The sequence below is a fragment of the Thioalkalivibrio sp. ALMg9 genome (assembly GCF_000380625.1).
In the GTDB taxonomy this organism is placed as follows: Bacteria; Pseudomonadota; Gammaproteobacteria; order Ectothiorhodospirales; family Ectothiorhodospiraceae; genus Thioalkalivibrio; species Thioalkalivibrio versutus.
Map to the genome: position 1 here is coordinate 547,764 of NZ_AQYC01000009.1, position 20,361 is coordinate 568,124.

Here is a 20,361-nt window from a genome sequence, read left to right on the forward strand (position 1 = left end):
ATCGTGGCCGGGGACCCGCATTCGTCGCAGCCCGCCGACGGCCAGGAAGATCTGGCTGCCCTGCGGGCGCGCATCGACGCGCTGGATGCCGAGCTGCTCGAGCGGCTGAGCGAGCGTGCCCGCTGTGCCGAGGCCGTGGCCCGGGTGAAGCGCAGCCAGGAGAGCAATCCGGTGTTCTATCGTCCGGAGCGCGAAGCCGAGATCCTGCGCCGGGTGCGTGAGCAGAACCCCGGCCCGCTATCCGGCGAAGCGATTACCCGGCTGTTCCGCGAAATCATGTCCGAATGCCTGGCGCTGGAGCATCCGCTCCATGTGGCCTATCTGGGACCGGTGGGCACCTTTACGCATCTGGCGGCGCGCAAGCATTTCGGCCATGCGGTCGAGACCCAGCCGCTGGCCTCTATCGATGCCGTGTTCGACGCCGTAGAGACCGGTCGCGCGCAGTTCGGCGTGGTGCCCATCGAGAACAGCTCCGAGGGGGTGGTAACCCACACGGTCGACTGTTTCATGGATTCTTCGCTGCAGATCTGCGGTGAGGTCGTGACTCCGATTCATCACCATCTGCTGACGCACGCCGAGGATCTCGGTCAGGTCCGGCGCGTGCTGGCCCACGCCCAGGCGCTGGCGCAATGCCGCCAGTGGCTGGACGCGGAGCTGCCGCACGCCGAACGCGAGGCGGTTTCCAGCAACGCCCGCGCAGCCGAGATTGCGGCGCAGGACCCGACCGTGGCGGCACTCGCCAGCCAGGCCGCGGCCGACCATTACCAGATCCCGGTGCGGGCGCCGCACGTGGAGGATCGCGCCGACAACACCACACGTTTCCTGATTATCGGTTCCGGCACCACGGAACCCAGTGGCGCGGATCGCACCTCGGTGATGCTGACGACCGCCAATCGCCCGGGATCGCTGTATTCGCTGCTCAAGCCGATTGCCGAGTCGGGTATCAGCCTGACCCGTATCGAATCGCGTCCGTCGCGCTGCACGCCGTGGAACTACGTGTTCTTTCTCGACCTGGTCGGCCACCAGCAGGATCCGCTGATCCGCGAATGTCTGGAGCAGCTGCGCGCAAGCGCCGATACCGTCAAGGTGCTGGGGAGCTATCCCCAGGCCGCCACCTGAATCCCCGAGGTTTCCGCATGGCATCCAATCCTTCCGTATCCGCTACGGCCGGCCCGGCGTTTGATCCGGTGACTCTGGCGGTTGCTGGCGTCCAGGGGCTTAGCCCCTACCAGCCGGGCAAGCCCGTGGCCACGCTGGAACGCGAACTGGGGATTACCCAGGCAGTCAAGCTGGCCTCCAACGAGAATCCGTTGGGCCCGTCGCCCCTTGCGGTGGAAGCCGGGCGCGCGGCGTTGGCCGATGCGCATGTCTATCCCGACGGCAATGGCTTCGAGCTGAAGGCACGTCTGGCCGAACGCCATGGCGTGACCCCGGAGCAGATCACCCTCGGCAATGGCTCCAACGAGGTGCTGGAGTTGGTTGCACGGACCTGGCTGGCGCCGGGGCGTGCTGCCGTGTTTTCTGCCCACGCGTTTGCGGTCTATCCGCTGGTGACCCAGGCGGTGGATGCTGTGGCACGAGTGGCCCCGGCGCTGCCCGCCGACCATCCGAAACAGCCCTTCGGGCACGATCTTGACGCGATGCAGGCGCGGGTGGATGGCGATGTGCGGGTCGTGTTCGTGGCCAACCCGAACAACCCGACCGGCACCTGGTTGGATGCTGCGGCGCTCGAAGCCTTCGTGGCCGCGATGCCGGTCACGACCGTGGTCGTTATCGACGAGGCCTATTTCGAATATGTCGAAGAGGCCGAGTATCCGGACACCACGCAATGGCTGGATCGCTATCCGAACCTGATCGTCACCCGGACTTTCTCCAAGATCCAGGGCCTGGCCGGACTGCGCCTCGGCTATGCGGTTAGCTCGCCGGCCATCGCGGACCTGCTGAATCGAGTGCGCCAGCCGTTCAATGTGAATGCGATTGCCCAGGCGGCCGGCCTGGCCGCGCTGGACGACCACGAGCATGTGGAAAAGTCGGTGGCCATCAATCGGGAGGGGGTTCGCCAGGTGAGCGCCGCCCTGCGCGAGCTGGGCTTGCGTGTGATTCCGTCGGTGGGCAATTTCGTGACCTTCGATACCGGCCGGGATCCGGGCCCGGTATATGACGACATGCTGCGCGACGGCGTGATTACGCGCCCGGTAGAGAATTACGGTCTCCCCGGGCATCTGCGCGTCACGGTCTCGACCCGTGCGGACAATGACCGCTTTCTCGCGGCCCTGAAAAAGGCCCTGGCGTGATCGAACGGCTGGTCATCTTCGGCGTTGGGCTGATCGGCGGTTCGCTGGCCCTGGCCCTGCGCGAGGCGGGGGCCGTGCGCGAGATCGTGGGTTGTTCGCGCAATGCAGACAACCTGCGCGAGGCGCAGCGCCTGGGCGTGATCGATCGCTGGACCACCGATGTCGCCGAGGCCGCCGAGGGCGCGGACCTGGGCGTGCTCGCCGTCCCGTTGGGGGCGATGGAGCCACTGGCGCGCGACCTGGCTGCGGCGTGGCCCGAAGACAGCCCGCTGACCGATGTGGGCAGCAGCAAACAGGCCGTAATCGATGCGGTGGGTGCCGGCTTCGGCAAGGTCCCGCGCGCGTTTGTCCCCGGCCATCCGATTGCGGGGACCGAGAAGAGCGGGGTGGGGGCGGCCTTTGCCACCCTGTTCCGTGAGCGCCTGGTAATCCTGACACCGGTCGATACCACGAATGCGCTGGCGACCGACCGAGTGGCCGCGATGTGGCAGGCCGCCGGGGCGCGGGTCGAGTACATGACTCCGGCGCACCACGACCGGGTGCTGGCCGCGACCAGTCATTTGCCCCATGTGCTGGCCTTCACACTGGTGTCGTCGCTTGCGAACATGAGCGAGCGCGACGAGATCTTTCATTACGCCGCCGGGGGCTTTCGCGATTTCACGCGCATCGCCTCCAGCGATCCGGTGGTCTGGCGGGATATCTGCCTCGCCAATCGCACCGCCATCCTCGAGGTGATCGGGCAGTATCAGGCCGATCTGGAGGGTTTGCGCAGCGCCATCGAGCACGGCGATGCCGCGACCATCGAACAGAGCTTTGAACACGCCAAGGAAACCCGCGATCGCCTTTGCGACCCCGCGGACGCACAACTGGATACCTGAAAATCGATGAATACCTTTACCGTACAGCCCGGAGGGCAGCTTTCGGGCCGCGCCCGCGTGCCGGGCGACAAGTCGATCTCCCACCGGGCGATCATGCTGGGTGCGCTGGCCGAGGGCGAGACGCGTGTGACCGGATTCCTCGAGGGAGCCGATTGTATTGCGACACTGGAGGCATTTCGAGCGATGGGCGTGGCGATCGAACGGACTGGGCCAGGCGATGTGCGCATTCAGGGTGCCGGCGTGCACGGGCTCAAGGCCCCGGCGGCGGCGCTGGACATGGGCAACTCGGGGACGGCGATGCGGCTGCTGTGCGGCGTACTGGCCGGCCAGGCGTTTGACAGCGAGCTGGTCGGTGATCGCTCCCTGAGCGGGCGCCCGATGCGCCGAGTCACCGACCCGCTCGCGCACATGGGTGCGCACATCGATACCAGCGAGGCCGGGACACCACCCCTGCGGGTTCACGGCGGGGCCCCGTTGCGGGGTACGGACCATGTATTGAAAGTCGCCAGTGCCCAGGTGAAGTCGGCCCTGTTGTTGGCAGGTCTCTGGGCGGACGGCAAGACCTGCGTGACCGAGCCGGCGCCCACCCGCGATCACACCGAGCGGATGCTGGCCGGATTCGGTTATCACGTGGAGCGCGACGGACCTCGTGCCTGTGTCGAGGGCGGCGGTCGCCTGGTCGCAAGCCCGGTCGATGTGCCAGCGGATATCTCGTCGGCGGCGTTTTTTCTGGTCGGTGCCTCGATTGCCACCGGCTCGCGCATGCGCCTGGAACATGTGGGTATCAACCCGACGCGCACCGGCGTGATCGACATCCTGCGTCTGATGGGCGCCGAGATCCGCGTCCTCGATCAGCGCGAGGCCGGCGGCGAGCCCGTGGCCGATCTCGAGGTCAAGGCGGCCACTCTGAAGGGGATCCAGATCCCCGAGCACCTGGTGCCACTGGCAATCGATGAATTCCCGGCCATCTTCGTCGCCGCTGCCTGTGCCGAGGGCGAGACGGTCCTGACCGGCGCGGAGGAGCTGCGGGTCAAGGAAAGTGACCGTATCCAGGTGATGGCTGATGGTCTGGCCGCGCTGGGCGTGGACTGCGCAGTGCAGCCGGATGGCATTCGCATCCAGGGCGGTGACGGTTTCACTGGGGGCGAGGTCGACAGCCATGGCGATCACCGCATCGCCATGTCGTTCGCGATGGCCGGGCTGCGTGCCCGAGCGCCGATCCGCATCCGCGATTGTGCAAACGTGGGGACCTCTTTCCCCGGCTTCGTGGCGCTGGCGCGTGAGGCCGGTCTGCAACTGGAGGCAGCATGAGCACGGCCATTCCGGTACTAACCATTGATGGCCCCGGCGGTGCAGGGAAGGGCACGGTCTGCATGCGCGTGGCGGCGGCGATGGGCTGGCATCTTCTGGATAGCGGAGCCCTCTATCGGCTGTTGGGCCTGGCTGCGCGGCAGCACGGCGTGGAACTGACCGACGAGGAGGCACTGGCCCGCCTGGCCGCGGGTCTGGATGTGGATTTCGAGGTCAATCGGGATGCCACGGCCGTGACCACGCTGCTGGAAGGCGCACCCGTGGACCAACTGCTGCGCACGGAGCAGACGGGCAGTGACGCCTCCCAGGTGGCTGCGATTCCGGCGGTGCGCGAGGCGCTGCTGGAGCGTCAGCGCGGTTTCGCGAAGGCCCCGGGGCTGGTCGCCGACGGGCGCGACATGGGCACGGTCGTGTTCCCCGAAGCGGACCTGAAGATATTCCTGACGGCCTCGGCCGAGGAGCGGGCCAGGCGGCGATACATGCAGTTGAAGGAACAAGGACTTAGTGCTAATCTCTCCGCCCTTCAGGACGAGATGGAGGCCCGCGACCGGCGTGATCGCGAACGCAGCGTGGCCCCCCTCAAGCCCGCCGAAGATGCCTGGGAAGTGGATACCACGGACCTGGACATCGTCGGTGTGGTGGAGATGATCCTGGAACGCCTCCGGGACGTACTCCCGGAACAAAGCCCCCGCCCCGCGGAATAAGCCGTCGGAAGCGGGATCATAAACGTCTAGAACTGGTTGCAGGAAGTATCTGCAAGCATTTGTTAAACCACAGGTTCACAAATCCATGAGTGAAAGTTTCGCGCAACTGCTCGAAGAGAGCATGGCCTACACCCAGATGCAGCCGGGTGCCATCCTCAGTGCCACCGTCATTGAGGTCACCCCGGAAGTCGTCGTGGTGAACGCCGGCCTGAAGTCCGAGGGGGTCATTCCCACCGAGCAGTTCATGAACGAAGAGGGTGAGCTCGAGGTCAAGGTCGGCGATGTCGTCGAAGTGGCCCTCGAAACCCCGGAAGACGGTTTCGGCGAGACGCGCATGTCGCGCGAGAAGGCCAAGCGAGCCAAGGCCTGGGACCGTCTCGAAGGTGCGATGGAAGAAGAGCAGTACGTCACCGGCAAGATCTCCGGCAAGGTCAAGGGTGGCTACACCGTCGAGCTGGGCGATATCCGGGCGTTCCTGCCGGGTTCACTCGTGGATGTCCGTCCGGTGCGCGATACCGCGTATCTGGAAGGCAAGGAGCTGGAATTCAAGCTCATCAAGCTGGATCGCCGTCGCAACAACGTGGTGGTGTCGCGTCGCGCCGTGGTCGAGCAGGAATACAGCGCCGAGCGCGAAGAGCTGCTGAAGAACCTGCAGGAAGGCGCGCAGGTCAAGGGCATCGTCAAGAACCTGACCGACTATGGTGCGTTCCTGGATCTGGGCGGCATCGACGGCCTGCTGCACATCACCGATATGGCCTGGAAGCGCGTCAAGCATCCGTCCGACGTGGTCGAGATCGGCCAGGAAGTCGAGGTCAAGGTCCTGAAGTTCGACCGCGAGCGCATGCGTGTGTCGCTGGGCCTGAAGCAGCTGGGCGAGGATCCGTGGGAAAACATCACCCGTCGTTACCCGACCGGCACCCGGATCTTCGGCAAGGTCACCAACATCACCGATTACGGCTGCTTCGTGGAGATCGAAGACGGCGTGGAAGGCCTGGTGCACGTGTCCGAGATGGACTGGACCAACAAGAACGTCAACCCGGGCAAGATGGTTGCCATCGGTGACGAGGTCGAGGTAATGATCCTGGACCTGGACGAAGAGCGCCGCCGCATCTCCTTGGGCATGAAGCAGTGCCAGTCCAACCCGTGGGACGACTTCGCGGCCAACCACAACCGGGGCGAGAAGGTCAGTGGCCAGATCAAGTCGATCACCGATTTCGGTGTGTTTGTTGGCCTGGAAGGCGGCATCGACGGCCTGATCCACCTCTCCGACCTGTCCTGGCACGAGGCCGGCGAAGAGGCGATCCGCAACTTCAAGAAGGGTGACGAGGTCGAGGCCGTGGTCCTGTCCGTGGATCCCGAGCGCGAGCGCATCTCCCTGGGTCTGAAGCAGCTGGACCGCGATCCGTTCGCCAACTTCGTGGCCGAGCACAGCAAGGGCAGCATCGTGTCCGGTACCGTGAAGGAAGTGGACGCCAAGGCCGCGGTGATCGAACTGGCCGACGGCATCGACGGCATCCTGCGTGCCGCCGACATCTCCCAGGATCGTGTGGAGGATGCCAGCACCGTGCTGAAGGTCGGCGAAACCGTCGAAGCCCGATTCATGGGCGTTGACAAGAAGACCCGCGCCATCAGCCTGTCGATCAAGGCCAAGGATCGTGCCGAGGAAGCCGAGATGGTCTCCGATTACGGCAGCAATGCCGGTACCGGTACTACCCTGGGCGATCTGCTCAAGGAGCAGATGGACAAGAACGACTAAGTCCGTTCTGCAGCGGCCCACGGTGCCGGAAGGTGCCGTGGGCCATTTTGTTCCGGGAAACCGGGTTTCCTTCCTGTCTGTGACGAGTGCCAGATGACCAAATCGGAATTGATCGAGAACCTCGCCCGGAAATCGCCACATTTGCCTGCCAGGGATGTCGAGATGTCGGTCAAGGCATTACTCGAACGGATGAGTCATGCGCTGGCCAATGGGCAGCGGGTAGAGATTCGGGGCTTCGGCAGTTTTTCCCTCCATTTCCGGCCCCCAAGGCTGGGACGCAACCCCAAGACCGGTGAAGGTGTTGCCTTGCCCGGTAAGCATGTCCCCCATTTCAAGCCCGGCAAGGAATTGCGCGAACGGGTAAACGGCTCCATCGACGGGAACGACTAGGGACCGTCCGTGGACGACCGACGTCGACAGCAGATTCGCAATGCCGTGGCCTTTGCCGCGCTTATCGTGATTTCGTCCGCTGTTGGCATTCTTGTTGTATTGAACGAAGACCTGGTGACCCTTGCGTTACCCGGTGTGCAGATCGAGGCGCCGCTCGTGGTGTTCCTTGGGATTGCGGCCCTGTTCGGGGTCGTTTTGGCTTCGCTCGTACTCTGGCTGCGGCTGCGCCGGTTGCGTCAAAAGATTGCAGACCTGCGCGAACAGAACCATGCCCTCAAGGTCGAGGTCGAGCAGTTGCGTACCGCACCCATGCGGGATTTCTACTAGTCACGTGGCGCGCATGCGGCCACTGACGCCCCACACGTTTCTTTTCTCATCCGGGAACCATTCTCGCTCATGATCGACGACTGGTTCTGGTTGCTGCTACCTATTGCGGCTGCGAGTGGCTGGTGGCTCGCGCGTTACGGCGTGCCGGAAGACCGTGAGGAACGGGAGCCGTCACTGGATCGCTACCTGGAAGGTGTGCGCCACCTCCTCGACGACCGCACGGATGATGCCCTTCAGGCCTTCATCGAAATGGTGGAAGTCGATCACGAAACCTTCGAGACCCATGTGATCCTGGGCCGGCTCTTCCGGCGCCGGGGCGAGGTCGACCGCGCCATCCGTATCCATCAGAACCTGGTCGCGCGGCCCACGCTGCCCGCGGCGCAGCGGGCGCAGGCCCTGTGCGAACTGGGCGAGGATTTTCTCCTGGCCGGCGTATTGGATCGGGCGGAGGCGGTGTTTCGTGAATTGGCGGATTCGCCGCATCAGGCGGTCGCCGCACTGGAAGGTTTGCGTCAGGTCTACGAGACCCAGCGGGAATGGGAGCGTGCGATCGAGGTGGGCGACCGGCTGAAAGAACATGGGGTCGCGCACGAGCATCAGAGGATCGCGCATTATCATTGCGAACTGGCCCAGATCGCGCTGGACAAGGGTGACTGGGAAAGCGCCAGAGCGCGCGCGGAACAGGCCGAGGGCCTGGTGCCGGGGCTTTCGCGGGCACTGCTGATCCAGTCGGAGATCGCGGCACGCAAGGGCGAGATCCGCGAGGCGATCGGATTCGGACGCGATGCGGTGGCGCGTACCCCGCAGCTGGCGCCCTTGCTGGTACCGCGTATCGAGCGGTTGCATCAGGAGCTGCCTGGGGAGAATCGTCTAGGTCAGCTGGAGGAGCTCCTCGACGATCTTGCGCGCAACCGTGGGATCACGATGGCGCGCATCGCCCTGATGCGTCTTTACCGACGCACTGGCCGACTGGATGCCGCGCTGATGGAGCTGGGTTCAATCCTGGCACAGCGCCCGGTGCCGACCTCGGGATTGCTGGAGGCGGTGCGCTGGATGAAGATTCTCCCGGCGGTCCAGCAATACAGCACCGAGTTTGCAGCATTCGAGAAGGCCCTTGCGGACCAGCTCGGGAGCCAGCATCTGTACCAATGCGTGAACTGTGGCTATCAAGGGCGTGCGCATGTGTGGCAGTGCCCAAGCTGTCGTCGCTGGGATACGCTGCGCGGTCTCGACTTCGACATTGACCAGACGACGGAGGCCGCCGAGGAGGCGCTAATCCGCGAAGGGAGTCCCCGTTCATGAATCCGATTCCGGAACCTGCAACGCGCCTGATTGTGGCGCTCGATTTTTCCGAAGCCGAAGCCGCACTGGCGTTCGCCCGAAAGCTTGATCCAGCCCAGTGCGCGCTGAAGGTCGGGTTTGAGCTGTTCGTGGTCGCCGGGCCCGAACTGTTGCACCGTCTGCACGGCCTGGGTTTTCGCGTCTTTCTGGACCTGAAGTTTCACGACATCCCGAATACGGTGGCGGCGGCTTGTCGGGCCGCGGCGCGGACCGGTGTCTGGTTGATTAACGTGCATGCCAGCGGCGGTGTGGAGATGATGCGCGCCGCGCACGCGGCGGTGCGCGAGACGAATGACACGACGGCACTTCTGGCCGTAACCGTGCTGACCTCCAGTGACGCCGGTACCTTGCGTGAGATCGGCGTGAATCGCGAACCGGCCGAGCAGGTGCGTCTGCTGGGCGAACTCGCGGTGCGTAAGGCGGGCTTGGAAGGGCTGGTCTGTTCGGCGCAGGAGGCCGCCATGCTGCGCCGCCTGCTCGGCGAGGATCCGTTGCTGGTAACGCCCGGAATTCGGCTGGAGGACGCGGGCGGGGACGATCAGAAGCGGGTGATGACCCCCGAACGGGCGATCTCGGCCGGGGCCAGCGCCATCGTGGTGGGCCGGCCGATCACGCGTGCCGCGGACCCGAGCATGGCCATGGAGGCCTTCATCACACGATTGGGGAAGAGGGAATGACGGCGTGGATTGGAGGGGTTTTCGCAGGGCATCAATCCCGCTAGGATGCCGTTGGTGCATGGATGCACCGATCGTTCAATGAAGATAAGGAGCGTTTTCATGAAGAAGCTTTTTCAATGCGCGAAGTGCTGGGCCCTGGCGGGCCTTTGCGTCCTGCCGTTGGTGATGGTTACGGCCTCGGGAGGCCAGCCGCTCAACGTGAATGGCGCATCCGCCGAAGAGCTGGCCGCGCTGGACAACGTCGGTCCGGTGAAGGCCCAGGCGATCGTGGAGCACCGCGAGGCACACGGTGAGTTCGCTTCGGTGCAGGCACTGACCGAGGTCTCCGGGATTGGTGAACGCACCGTGGAGATGAATCTCGACCGCATCGTCGTCGAGTAACGTTGTAGCGTAGTGGATGGCGGCGTGTGCTGCCATCCGGTTCCAGCCCCTGGTCAATGGGTCCGGCAGGACGCGTGGGCCAGGGGTTCGTTATTGAGCGCCCAGGAGATGGAATGAGCCAGAATCACCCACCGATCCGTACTGCCGTGTTCCCGGTTGCCGGCATGGGTACGCGTTTTCTGCCGGCCACCAAGGCGAATCCGAAGGAGATGCTGCCGATCGTGGACAAGCCGCTGATCCAGTACGCAGCGGAGGAGGCGGTGGAAGCGGGGATCGAGACCCTGGTGTTCGTGACCGGGCGCAACAAGCGCTCCATTCCGGACCACTTCGACAAGGCTTACGAGCTGGAACACGAGCTGGAGGAGCGTGGCAAGACAGAGCTCCTGGAGCAAGTGCGTAATATCGTTCCGCCGAACGTGACCTGTGTCTATGTGCGCCAGTCCGATGCGCTGGGTCTCGGCCATGCGGTGGCCTGTGCCCATCCGATTGTGCGTAACGAACCCTTTGCCGTGATCCTGGCGGACGACCTGATCGAGTCAAGTAATGGTGGGGCGACGCGGCAGATGGTCGAGCAATACGCCGAGCACGGGTGCAGCGTGCTCGGGGTGGAAGAAGTGCCGGGTGACCGCACACATCAGTACGGGATCATCGATCCAGTGAAGACCGGCCCGCGCAGCTGGGATGTGAAGGGGATCGTCGAGAAGCCCGATCCGGACCAGGCCCCGTCGAACGTGGCGGTGGTGGGGCGTTACATCCTGACCCCGAGAATCTTCGAGATGCTGGCCACGCAAAAGCCAGGGGCCGGCGGCGAGATCCAGCTGACCGATGCCATCGCGCGGTTGCTGGAGCTGGAGCGGGTAACGGCCTTCAACTTCGAGGGGCGCCGCTTCGATTGCGGTTCCAAGCTGGGCTATCTGGAGGCGACCGTGGAGCTCGCTCTGAACCACCCGGAGCTGAAAGACGACTTCGCCGAGTATCTCCGCAACCGCTAGGGAGACGCCGAGCCTCGGCGGGTCCTGTCACCACCAGAAACGGCGCTGACGCGGGCGGATCGGCAGGCGCCCGCGCCAGTACTGGATGAGCAGGAAGCCGAAGGCCATCCCGCCCAGATGAGCGAAATGCGCGATGCCGGCGAGCGTGCCGGAGATCCCCAGGTACAGCTCCAGCGCGCCGTAGCCGATCACGAAATACTTGGCCTTGATCGGGATCGGCAGGAAGATCAGGAACAGGCGCTGGTTGGGGAACATCATCCCGAACGCGAGCAGAACCCCGAATACCCCGCCCGAGGCCCCGATGGTCGGGTAGATCATGTCACCGTTGCCGTGGGCAGTGATGACCAGCTGCACCAGCCCGGCGCCGATCACGCACACCAGAAAGTAGGTCCCGAAGGTGCGTGAACCCCACGCGTTCTCGATCTGCACGCCCAGCATCCATACGGCGAACAGGTTTACGAACAAATGGACTGGACCGCCGTGCAGAAAGCCGTAACTGACCAGCTGCCAGAGCTGGAAGTCGGGCACCCGCATCCAGCTGCCGTCCTGATGGACGGTGGCCGGCGTGCCGATGGGCCAGAGCCCGAAATGGGTGATCAACCAGTCACCCAGCCACGGCATGGTGAGGAACAGGCCCACGTTGGCGATCAGCAGGAAGCCGATCACCGGCGGCATCATGCTGAAGTCGGGGTGGCGGGGGTCCGGGTGCGTCATCGGACTCTTTTGCTCCCCGCCGTCAGGTGAAATCGTCGGTTACGGCACCGCGACTGGCCGAGCCCACGATACGCGAGTATTTCGCCAGGACCCCGCGGTCAAAGCGGGGCACCGGCGGCTCCCAGGCCGCGCGGCGGTGTTCCAGCTCGGCTTCGTCGACCTGCAGCGTGAGCCGGTTTTCGCCGGCGTCGATCTCGATCGTATCCCCGTCCCGGACCAGCGCAATCGTGCCGCCGGTCGCCGCCTCGGGGGAGACATGCCCAACCACCATTCCGTACGTCCCGCCGGAGAAGCGCCCGTCGGTAATCAGACCAACGGAATCGCCCAGGCCCGCACCGATGATCGCGGCGGTCGGCGCGAGCATCTCGCGCATACCGGGACCCCCACGTGGCCCCTCGTAGCGGATGACGAGGATATCGCCGGCCTGGATCTGGCCGTCGAGGATGGCATCCAGGCAGGCCTCCTCGGAGTCGAAGCAGCGCGCGGGGCCGGCGATGGCGGTCCGCTTGAGTCCGGTGATCTTGGCCACGGCGCCCTCGGTCGCGAGATTGCCCTTGAGGATGGCCAGGTGCCCGTGCGGGTACAGGGGCCGCTCCAGCGGGCGGATGATCTCCTGATCCGGGGAGGGCGTATCGGGGATCGCCGCCAGGGTCTCGGCCAGGGTGGCCCCGGTAATGGTCAGGCACTCACCGTGCATCAGCCCGGCATTCAGGAGCATCTTCATCACCTGGGGCGTGCCGCCCACCGCATGGAACTGGGTGGTCACGTAGCGTCCGGAAGGCTTCAGGTCGCACAGCACGGGGACCTTGCGGCGGATGCGCTCGACGTCGTCGATGTCCAGGGGGACCTCGGCGGCATGCGCAATCGCCAGCAGGTGGAGTACTGCGTTGGTGGAGCCCCCGATGGCCATCACCACGGCGAGGGCGTTCTCGAAGGCCTCGCGGGTCAGGATGTCGCGCGGGCGCCGGTCCGCGTGGATGGCCGCTACCAGGACCTCGGCCGACCGGGCGGCCGAATCGCCCTTTTCCGGGTCCTCGGCGGCCTGGGTGGACGAACCGGGGAGGCTCATGCCCATGGCCTCGAAGGCACTCGACATGGTATTGGCGGTGAACATGCCGCCGCAGGAGCCGGCGCCGGGGCAGGCGTTGCGTTCCACGCCCTGAAGGTCCTCGTCGGACAGATTGCCGGCACCATGCTGGCCCACGGCCTCGAAGGCGCTGACGATAGTCAGGTCCTGACCCTTGTAGTGCCCGGGCTTGATGGTTCCGCCGTAGACGAAGATGCCCGGCACGTTGAGACGGGCCAGGGCAATCATCGCCCCGGGCATGTTCTTGTCGCAGCCGCCGGTGGCGAGAATGCCGTCCAGGCTCTGGCCGTTGACTACGGTCTCGATGGCGTCGGCGATGACCTCGCGCGAGACCAGCGAGTACTTCATCCCCGGCGTCCCCATGGAGATGCCGTCGGAGATGGTGATGGTACCGAAGGTCTGTGGCATGCCCCCGGCTTGCCGCACCGCCTGTTCGGCGCGGGCGGCGAGGGCACCAATGCCCATGTTGCAGGGCGTGATCGTGCTGTGCGCGTTGGCAATGCCCACGATCGGGCGCTGAAAGTCGTCGTCGCCGAAGCCGACTGCGCGCAGCATGGCGCGGTTGGGCGTGCGGCGGGGCCCTTCGGTGACGACGCGGCTGCGGCGGTTGTCCTGTGCCATGGTCTTCCCTGCAGTTGTGGGTTAGTGGGCGCCGGGCTCGCCGTGGCGCGAGTAGCGGCCGTTCATGAAACGATCGAAGAACTGCCCGAGGGCGGGGTGTTCGATCTGTTCGCCGCGAGTATCCGGCTCCAGGTGGCGTTCGGCCACGTAGGTGCTGTGCGAGTAGCCGTCCACCAGCACGTGATACCACGGCTGGTCTTTGGGTGGGCGGCTCTTGGCCACGGTTTCGTACCATTCGTCCGACCCGGCGTACACCGGATCCACATCGACGATCACACCCCGGTAATCGAACTTGGTATGGTGAATGAGCTCACCAACGGTAAAGCGTGTGCGTGTGGTCATGATCCCCTCTTTACTGCCTCGGTACGCGAACCTCTATTGTGGACCGCGGCCACCGGCGCGTGTTCGAGCCCGACCATGCGGCGTGCCGCGTAACGCCGTAGGACTTTGTATTTAATACTTTAACGCCCCTAACGGTACTGCCATGAGTCGCAATCAGCCCAGTCTGACCCCCAGCTTCCACCACCACATCCCGGACGGCGATGATCGTGACCGGCGAGTCTGCGACCATTGTGGCTTCGTTGACTACGAAAACCCGCGAATCATCGTCGGCAGCGTGGCCATCTGGGAAGACCGCGTATTGCTTTGCCGAAGGGCCATTCAGCCGCGTCGTGGTTTCTGGACCCTGCCGGCGGGTTTCATGGAAAAGGGGGAAATCCCGGCCGAGGGGGCCCGCCGCGAGGCCTGGGAGGAGGCACGGGCCGATCTGGAAATCGAACAGTTGTTGGGCGTCTATAGCGTCCCGCACATCGGGCATGTGCAGATGATCTATCGGGCGCGCTTGCTGAGCGATGCGATTGCCCCGGGCCCTGAATCGGAAGAGGTCGGCCTGTTCCGATTCGATGAACTGCCGGAGGAGCGCGCCTTCCCGTCGGTGACCTGGGCCCTGCAGCACTATCTGGAAACCCGAGACCGGGTCGATTTCGCCCCGCGCTCGGCCCCGCTGGCCAATGGGGAAGGTGTCACCCCCGGCCTTTGACCGTGGCGCTGTCTGCGCGCGCCTAATCCCGGTCGCGCTGCGGCCCGTAGTGGCGAAACTTTTCCAGGACGCGATCCATCTCCGCGTCATCCAGCAATTGCGGCCCTCCTATCTGCAGGCTCAGCACATATTGCCGTGCCAGGAGTTCAACCTCCTCGGTCAGCCACAAGGCGCGCTCCAGGTCCGTCCCGGTGGCAATCATCCCGTGATTGGCCAGCAGGCAGGCCGTACGGTCCCGCAGGGCCGCCACCGCGTGCTCCGAGAGGGTCTCCGATCCAAACGTGGCGTACGGGGCGCAGCGGATGGAGTTCCCGCCCGCGGCGGCGATCATGTAGTGCAGCGCGGGGATGTCGCGTCCCTGGATCGCCACGACACTGGCATGGACGGAATGGACATGGACGACCGCTCCCAGCTCTGGTCGCGCCAGCAGGATGGCGCGGTGGAAGTGCCACTCGCTGGAGGGCTTGCGACCCGGCGCCCATTGTCCGTCTGCATCGATATAGACCAGGTCGTCCGGCTGTAACGCCTCGTATGCGATGCCCGAGGGCGTAATCAGCATGCCGTCGCCGCAGCGCACGCTGATATTGCCCGAGGTGCCCTGGTTGAGCCTGCGACGATTGGTCTCCATGCCGGTGTGTATGACGGCTTCGCGAAGGGCCGTCTGGTCGGCGGGGTAGTCGGGGTTTGCGATCATCTTTTTTCGCGCTGAGTGGGGGTAACTCGATTGTACCGGCTTTGTCCGGGAACCCCGCGCGGGGATTGTGGTCAATCGGAAAAAGCCCGCATCCGCCATGGGTGATCATTTTCGTTCATGGAAATTGGGCCGTTCGGCCGTCTATAGTCACCGTGAATATCCGGTTCGCCCGATATCGGCGAATTCTTGTTTGTTACAGGGAGGAAGCACCATGAAAAACGTCGCACGCCTGATTACCGCCACCTCCGTGGCCGCCGCACTCACCCTCGGGCTGGGTGCCGGCAGTACTGTTCACGCTTTCGATGAACACGAGGCCACCATCGATTACCGCCAAGGCGTGATGCGCGCCATTGGTGGCAACGTGGGCGCGATTGCCGCCGTGGTCGTGGACGGCGCCGAGTTTGGCGACAACCTCAAGATGCATACCAGTCAGCTGGTGGCGCTCAGTCAGGACATCCCGAGCCTCTTCCCCGAGGGAAGCGACTTCCCGGACACCGATGCCAAGGAAGAGATCTGGGGCGACTGGGAGCGCTTCGAGGAGCTCTCCAATGACACCGTCGAGGCCGCCGAGGCCTTGCACGCAGCGGTGGAAGCCGGTGACGAAGACGAGTACGCCATCCGTTTCCGCAACCTCGGACAGTCCTGCCAGGCCTGCCACGACGACTTCCGCCGCGAGTAATCCGCAGTGGTAGCAGGTAACAAGGGGCTGACAGCCTGTCTGTCAGCCCTTTTTCTGGTTGGATCGGCGGCCACGGTGCAGGCAGGGGTGCAGATTGGCGAGCACGACCCGTCCGCGGGCACCGACGAGCAGATCGCCTACGGTGAGTACGTCTTGCGAGCCGGTGGCTGCGTGACCTGCCACACGGCAGAAGACGGGGAATTCCTGGCCGGCGGGCGTGCGATCGAGAGCCCGTTTGGTGTGTTCTATGGTCCGAACATCACCCCGAATGCGGAGGACGGTATCGGGGGCTGGTCGGAGGAGGACTTCAAGCGCGCCCTGCTGGAGGGCCGCAGCCCGGACGGACGGCACTACTATCCGGCCTTTCCATATACGTCGTACACCCAGATGCAGCCGCGAGACGTGGAAGCCCTGTGGGCCTTTCTGCAATCCGAGGTGGAGCCGGTCGCTCGAGAAAACACCCCGCATGACCTGGTCTGGTATGCCCGGTTCCGGTCATCCCTGATGGGCTGGAAGTGGCTGCATTTCGAACCGGGCACCTTCGAGGCGGACCCCGAGCAGTCGGACGAATGGAACCGTGGGGCCTACCTCGCCAACGCCCTTGGACACTGCATGGAGTGCCATACTCCGCGCACGCGGACCGGTGGTCTGGACCTCAAGCGCATTGGGGCCGGCGCCCGACTGCCCGACGGGGACGTTGCCTCCAATATCACCCCGGATCGCGAAACCGGCATCGGACGCTGGGGGGGGCGGCATATCGCGCGCTATCTGGAGATGGGCCTGACCCGCGACGGTGATTTTGCCGGCGGCGGCATGGCCGACGTGATCGATCACGGCACTGCCCATCTGACCGATGCCGATCGCCGCGCCATCGCGATCTATATCGGTTCTCTGGAGCCCATCGAACACGATCCCGAGTAATCGGCACCGCAGTACGCACCACGAAAAAGGGCCAGGTCGCAATGACCTGGCCCTTTTTCTGTATCTGGCTCCCCGGGACGGGCTCGAACCGCCGACCTAGTGATTAACAGTCACCCGCTCTACCAACTGAGCTACCGGGGAATTGGGCGCAAATGCTAATGGGGCGGGGCGGGGGCGTCAAGGAAAATCTGGCCGCCCTTCGCGTTTTAACGCCGTTCGCGGCCTCAGCTGTGGTTGGCCACGAACTGGCGCAGGCGTTCCAGGGCCTTGTCGAGCTGATCGACGCTGGTGGCGAACGAGACGCGGACATGGCCCGGGGCCCCGAAGGCGCTGCCCGGCACCAGGGCCACCCCCACCTCGTCCAGCAGCTGCTTGGTCAGGGCCACATCGGTATCGATGTCCGCGGCCTGCATCAATCCGGTGACGCGCGGGAAGCAGTAGAACGTACCGTCTGGCATCAGGCACTCGATGCCGTCGATGGCATTGAGGCCGTCGACCACACGACGTGCCCGCTCGGCAAAGGCGGAGCACATGGCGACCACGCAGTCCTGATCGCCATCGAGTGCGGCCTCGGCCCCGGCCTGGGCAATGGAAGTCGGGTTGGAGGTGCTTTGCGACTGGATCTTCTTCATCGCCGCGATCAGGTTCTTCGGTCCACCGGCGTAGCCGATACGCCAGCCGGTCATCGCGTAGGCCTTGGAAACGCCGTTCAGGACCACGGTACGGTCCAGAAGGTCCGGGGCCACGTTGACGATGTTCACGAACGGCGTGGAGCCGAACAGGATGTGCTCGTACATGTCGTCGGTGGCGATGACGACGCGCGGATGGCGCCGCAGGACCTCGGCCAGTTCCGTCAGTTGCTCGGCCGAATAGGCGGCACCTGTGGGGTTGGACGGGCTGTTCAGGAACACTAGGCGGGTGTTCGGGGTGATCGCCGCTTCCAGCTGTGCGCCGGTGATGCGGAAGCCGGCTTCCTGCTCTGCGCTGACGACCACCGGGCGGGCGCCGGCGAGCAGGGCAATATCCGGGTAGGAGACCCAGTAGGGGGCGGGGATCACCACTTCGTCGCCCGGGTTCAGCAGGGCCTGGCAGAGGTTGAAGATGCTCTGCTTGCCGCCGGAGGAGACCAGGATCTGGTCGGGAGTGAACGTCAGGCCGTTGTCGCGATCGAATTTCCGAATGATGGCGGCCTTGAGACTGACCGTTCCGTCCACCGGAGTGTACTTGGTTTCTCCGCGGGCAAGCGCGTCGACCGCGGCCTGCTTGATATGCTCGGGGGTATCGAAATCCGGTTCTCCGGCCCCCAGCCCGACAATATCCCGACCCTCGGCTCGCAGCTGGGCGGCCAGGGCGCTGACGGCGAGAGTGGGGGAGGGCTGGATGCGCTGGACGCGGTCGGAGAGCTCGATTTCCAAGGTGGGGCCTCTGTGTGATCGGGGCGAAGGGCCGCGCGGGCGGTCGGGTGCGAAATGATACTGAAATCAGGCGCGGAGGATAAGGTGCAGCCAGGCGAAGGCGAACAATTCCAGGTGGTGTCCGAATACCAGCCGGCTGGCGACCAGCCCGCGGCGATCGCGGCATTGACCGAAGGCCTCGAGGCGGGCCTGGCACATCAGGTCCTGCTCGGGGTCACCGGGTCGGGCAAGACGTTCACCATCGCCAATGTGATCGAGAATATCCAGCGCCCCACCATCATCCTGGCGCCAAACAAGACCCTGGCCGCCCAATTGTACGGGGAATTCAAGGAGTTTTTCCCGAACAACACGGTGGAGTATTTCGTTTCCTACTACGATTACTACCAGCCGGAGGCCTACGTCCCGTCCTCGGATACCTATATCGAGAAGGACGCGTCGATCAACGACCACATCGAGCAGATGCGCCTGTCGGCCACGCGTGCGTTGCTGGAGCGGCGCGATGCGATCATCGTGGCGTCGGTCTCCGCGATTTACGGCCTGGGCGATCCGCGCAAGTATCTCTCCATGGTGCTGCATCTGGAGCGCGGCGAGCGTATTGACCAGCGCGACTTGCTGCGGCGCCTGGCGGAGTTGCAGTACACCCGCAACGATGCGGAGTTGCGCCGAGCGACCTACCGCGTCCGCGGCGAAGTCATCGACATCCACCCGGCGGAATCGGACATCGAGGCCGTGCGCATCGAGCTGTTCGACGACGAGGTGGAACGCCTGTCGTATTTCGACCCCCTGACCGGCGAGCAGCTGCGCACCGTCCCGCGCCTGACGATCTACCCGAAGACCCACTACGTGACGCCGCGCGAAACCCTGTTGGGGGCGGTGGACCACATCCGCGACGAATTGAAGGAGCGCCTGGACTTTCTGCGCAAGGAAGACCGGCTGGTCGAAGCGCAGCGGCTGGAGCAACGCACGCTGTTCGATCTGGAGATGATCCTCGAGATCGGCTACTGCAACGGCATCGAGAACTACTCGCGCTACCTCTCCGGCCGCGCCCCGGGCGAGCCGCCACCGACCTTTTTCGACTACCTGCCCAAGGATGCGCTGTTGGTGATCGACGAGTCGCACGTGTCGGTCCCGCAGGTGGGCGGGATGTACAAGGGCGACCGTTCGCGCAAGGAGACGCTGGTGGAATACGGCTTTCGCCTGCCGTCGGCGCTGGACAACCGGCCGCTGCGTTTCGAGGAGTTCGAGGCCTTGCAGCCGCAGACGATCTACGTCTCCGCCACCCCGGGGCCCTATGAGCGTGAGCATGCCGACGCGATCGTGGACCAGGTGGTGCGCCCGACCGGGTTGCTGGACCCGATCCTGGAGATCCGCCCGGCCGGTACCCAGGTGGACGACGCGCTCTCCGAGATTCGCGATCGGGTCGAATGCAACGAGCGCGTCCTGATCACCACGCTGACCAAACGCATGGCCGAGGACTTGACGGATTATCTGTCCGAGCACGGGGTACGCGTGCGCTACCTGCACTCGGATATCGATACCGTCGAGCGCATGGAAATCATCCGCGACCTGCGCCTGGGCGAGTTCGATGTGCTGGTGGGGATCAACCTGCTGCGCGAAGGCCTGGACATGCCGGAGGTCTCTCTGGTGGCGATCCTGGATGCCGACAAGGAGGGCTTCCTGCGCTCCGACCGTTCGCTGATCCAGACGATCGGCCGCGCCGCACGCAACGTCAACGGCAAGGCGATCCTGTACGCCGACAAGGTGACCGGATCCATGCGGCGCGCGATCGACGAGACCGAGCGCCGCCGGGCCAAACAGATCGAGCATAATGAGGCCCACGGAATCACGCCCATCGGCATCCGCAAGAACGTTGCGGACATCCTGGAGGCGCGCAACGCGATGCCCGGCGCCGGTGGCCGACGGGGCCGGAAGGTGGCGGAGGAGGGCGCCGATTACGTGGGCGCGCCGGAGAATGCGACCAAGGAGATCGAGCGCCTGGAACAAGAGATGTTTGCCAAGGCCCGCGACCTCGAGTTCGAGGAGGCCGCCCGCATTCGCAACCGCATCGAAAAGCTCAAGGCACTCGCCTTTCTCCCCGAAGCCTCGCTATCCTGAAAAGATGGCTCCCGCGGGAGCGCCG

Annotated in this window: 21 protein-coding genes and 1 tRNA gene; 16 read left to right on the top strand and 6 right to left on the bottom strand. The window is 64.8% G+C overall.

The features are described 5' to 3' along the window. Positions 1-3 precede the first annotated feature (3 nt). From pheA to galU, 12 genes are all read left to right on the top strand, one after another. A complete protein-coding gene (pheA, locus tag F792_RS0111665) occupies positions 4-1,119 on the top strand; it encodes a prephenate dehydratase (protein ID WP_018169754.1) in 1,116 nt (371 codons plus the stop codon). A gap of 17 nt (positions 1,120-1,136) precedes the next feature. Continuing rightward, the gene (hisC, locus tag F792_RS0111670) at positions 1,137-2,294 is read left to right on the top strand and encodes a histidinol-phosphate transaminase (protein WP_018169755.1); all 1,158 of its coding nucleotides are present in this window, start codon (positions 1,137-1,139) and stop codon (positions 2,292-2,294) included. Then, complete coding sequence (locus tag F792_RS0111675) at positions 2,291-3,172, top strand: prephenate dehydrogenase/arogenate dehydrogenase family protein (RefSeq protein WP_018169756.1); 882 nt, start codon at positions 2,291-2,293, stop codon at positions 3,170-3,172. The genes hisC and F792_RS0111675 overlap by 4 nt, the downstream gene beginning before the upstream one ends. Before the next feature lie 6 nt (positions 3,173-3,178). Beyond that, positions 3,179-4,483, top strand: coding sequence for a 3-phosphoshikimate 1-carboxyvinyltransferase (gene aroA, locus F792_RS0111680; RefSeq protein ID WP_018169757.1), 1,305 nt, complete (start codon positions 3,179-3,181; stop codon positions 4,481-4,483). Then, positions 4,480-5,187, top strand: coding sequence for a (d)CMP kinase (gene cmk / locus F792_RS0111685; protein ID WP_018169758.1), 708 nt, complete (start codon positions 4,480-4,482; stop codon positions 5,185-5,187). Before aroA ends, cmk begins: the two co-directional genes overlap by 4 nt. A gap of 85 nt (positions 5,188-5,272) precedes the next feature. Continuing rightward, a complete protein-coding gene (gene rpsA, locus F792_RS0111690; RefSeq protein ID WP_018650149.1) occupies positions 5,273-6,943 on the top strand; it encodes a 30S ribosomal protein S1 in 1,671 nt (556 codons plus the stop codon). Positions 6,944-7,036: 93 nt separating this feature from the next. Next, entirely contained in the window at positions 7,037-7,333 is a 297-nt protein-coding gene (locus F792_RS0111695; protein ID WP_018145704.1) for an integration host factor subunit beta, read from the top strand. Between the two features lie 9 nt (positions 7,334-7,342). Next, positions 7,343-7,660 (top strand): lipopolysaccharide assembly protein LapA domain-containing protein, encoded by a 318-nt coding sequence (locus F792_RS0111700; protein WP_018145703.1) that lies wholly within the window; start codon positions 7,343-7,345, stop codon positions 7,658-7,660. A gap of 69 nt (positions 7,661-7,729) precedes the next feature. Then, positions 7,730-8,962, top strand: a complete 1,233-nt coding sequence (locus F792_RS0111705; protein ID WP_018169759.1) for a tetratricopeptide repeat protein — start codon at positions 7,730-7,732, stop codon at positions 8,960-8,962. After that, positions 8,959-9,678, top strand: coding sequence for an orotidine-5'-phosphate decarboxylase (gene pyrF, locus F792_RS0111710; protein WP_018169760.1), 720 nt, complete (start codon positions 8,959-8,961; stop codon positions 9,676-9,678). The genes F792_RS0111705 and pyrF overlap by 4 nt, the downstream gene beginning before the upstream one ends. A gap of 99 nt (positions 9,679-9,777) precedes the next feature. Then, entirely contained in the window at positions 9,778-10,059 is a 282-nt protein-coding gene (locus F792_RS0111715) for a ComEA family DNA-binding protein (RefSeq protein WP_018145700.1), read from the top strand. Positions 10,060-10,172: 113 nt separating this feature from the next. Continuing rightward, positions 10,173-11,051: a UTP--glucose-1-phosphate uridylyltransferase GalU gene (gene galU, locus F792_RS0111720; RefSeq protein ID WP_018169761.1), complete on the top strand. Its 879-nt coding sequence runs from the start codon at positions 10,173-10,175 to the stop codon at positions 11,049-11,051. A gap of 27 nt (positions 11,052-11,078) precedes the next feature. Here galU and F792_RS0111725 read toward each other — a convergent pair whose 3' ends face one another. From F792_RS0111725 to hspQ, 3 genes are read right to left on the bottom strand one after another with little or no spacing between them, the layout of a single operon-like run. Continuing rightward, a complete protein-coding gene (locus F792_RS0111725) occupies positions 11,079-11,765 on the bottom strand; it encodes a rhomboid family intramembrane serine protease (RefSeq protein WP_018145698.1) in 687 nt (228 codons plus the stop codon). A gap of 22 nt (positions 11,766-11,787) precedes the next feature. After that, complete coding sequence (gene ilvD / locus F792_RS0111730; RefSeq protein ID WP_018169762.1) at positions 11,788-13,473, bottom strand: dihydroxy-acid dehydratase; 1,686 nt, start codon at positions 13,471-13,473, stop codon at positions 11,788-11,790. A gap of 21 nt (positions 13,474-13,494) precedes the next feature. Beyond that, complete coding sequence (gene hspQ / locus F792_RS0111735; RefSeq protein ID WP_018169763.1) at positions 13,495-13,815, bottom strand: heat shock protein HspQ; 321 nt, start codon at positions 13,813-13,815, stop codon at positions 13,495-13,497. A 142-nt stretch (positions 13,816-13,957) separates the two neighbouring features. Here hspQ and F792_RS0111740 point away from each other — a divergent pair, with 142 nt between their 5' ends. Next, the gene (locus F792_RS0111740) at positions 13,958-14,512 is read left to right on the top strand and encodes an NUDIX domain-containing protein (protein ID WP_018169764.1); all 555 of its coding nucleotides are present in this window, start codon (positions 13,958-13,960) and stop codon (positions 14,510-14,512) included. Between the two features lie 22 nt (positions 14,513-14,534). Here the strand turns inward: F792_RS0111740 and F792_RS0111745 are convergent, their stop codons facing one another. Continuing rightward, positions 14,535-15,206: an L-fuculose-phosphate aldolase gene (locus tag F792_RS0111745; RefSeq protein WP_018169765.1), complete on the bottom strand. Its 672-nt coding sequence runs from the start codon at positions 15,204-15,206 to the stop codon at positions 14,535-14,537. Between the two features lie 211 nt (positions 15,207-15,417). Here F792_RS0111745 and F792_RS0111750 point away from each other — a divergent pair, with 211 nt between their 5' ends. Together F792_RS0111750 and F792_RS0111755 are read left to right on the top strand one after the other, a co-directional pair. Then, the gene (locus F792_RS0111750; protein ID WP_018169766.1) at positions 15,418-15,885 is read left to right on the top strand and encodes a cytochrome c; all 468 of its coding nucleotides are present in this window, start codon (positions 15,418-15,420) and stop codon (positions 15,883-15,885) included. Positions 15,886-15,924: 39 nt separating this feature from the next. Further along, positions 15,925-16,806, top strand: a complete 882-nt coding sequence (locus F792_RS0111755; RefSeq protein WP_081620160.1) for a cytochrome c — start codon at positions 15,925-15,927, stop codon at positions 16,804-16,806. Positions 16,807-16,871: 65 nt separating this feature from the next. On the opposite strand, the gene F792_RS0111760 is transcribed toward F792_RS0111755, so the two are convergent. Both F792_RS0111760 and F792_RS0111765 read right to left on the bottom strand, forming a co-directional pair. Further along, positions 16,872-16,947 (bottom strand) — tRNA-Asn (locus tag F792_RS0111760). Between the two features lie 83 nt (positions 16,948-17,030). Continuing rightward, positions 17,031-18,221 carry a pyridoxal phosphate-dependent aminotransferase gene (locus F792_RS0111765; protein WP_018145691.1) on the bottom strand — a complete coding sequence of 397 codons (1,191 nt, stop codon included), beginning with the start codon at positions 18,219-18,221 and terminating at the stop codon, positions 17,031-17,033. An 84-nt stretch (positions 18,222-18,305) separates the two neighbouring features. On the opposite strand from F792_RS0111765, the gene uvrB reads away from it, so the two are divergent. Further along, on the top strand, positions 18,306-20,336 hold the full coding sequence (gene uvrB, locus F792_RS0111770) for an excinuclease ABC subunit UvrB (protein ID WP_018169768.1): 2,031 nt from the start codon (positions 18,306-18,308) through the stop codon (positions 20,334-20,336). The last annotated feature ends 25 nt before the right edge of the window (positions 20,337-20,361 follow it).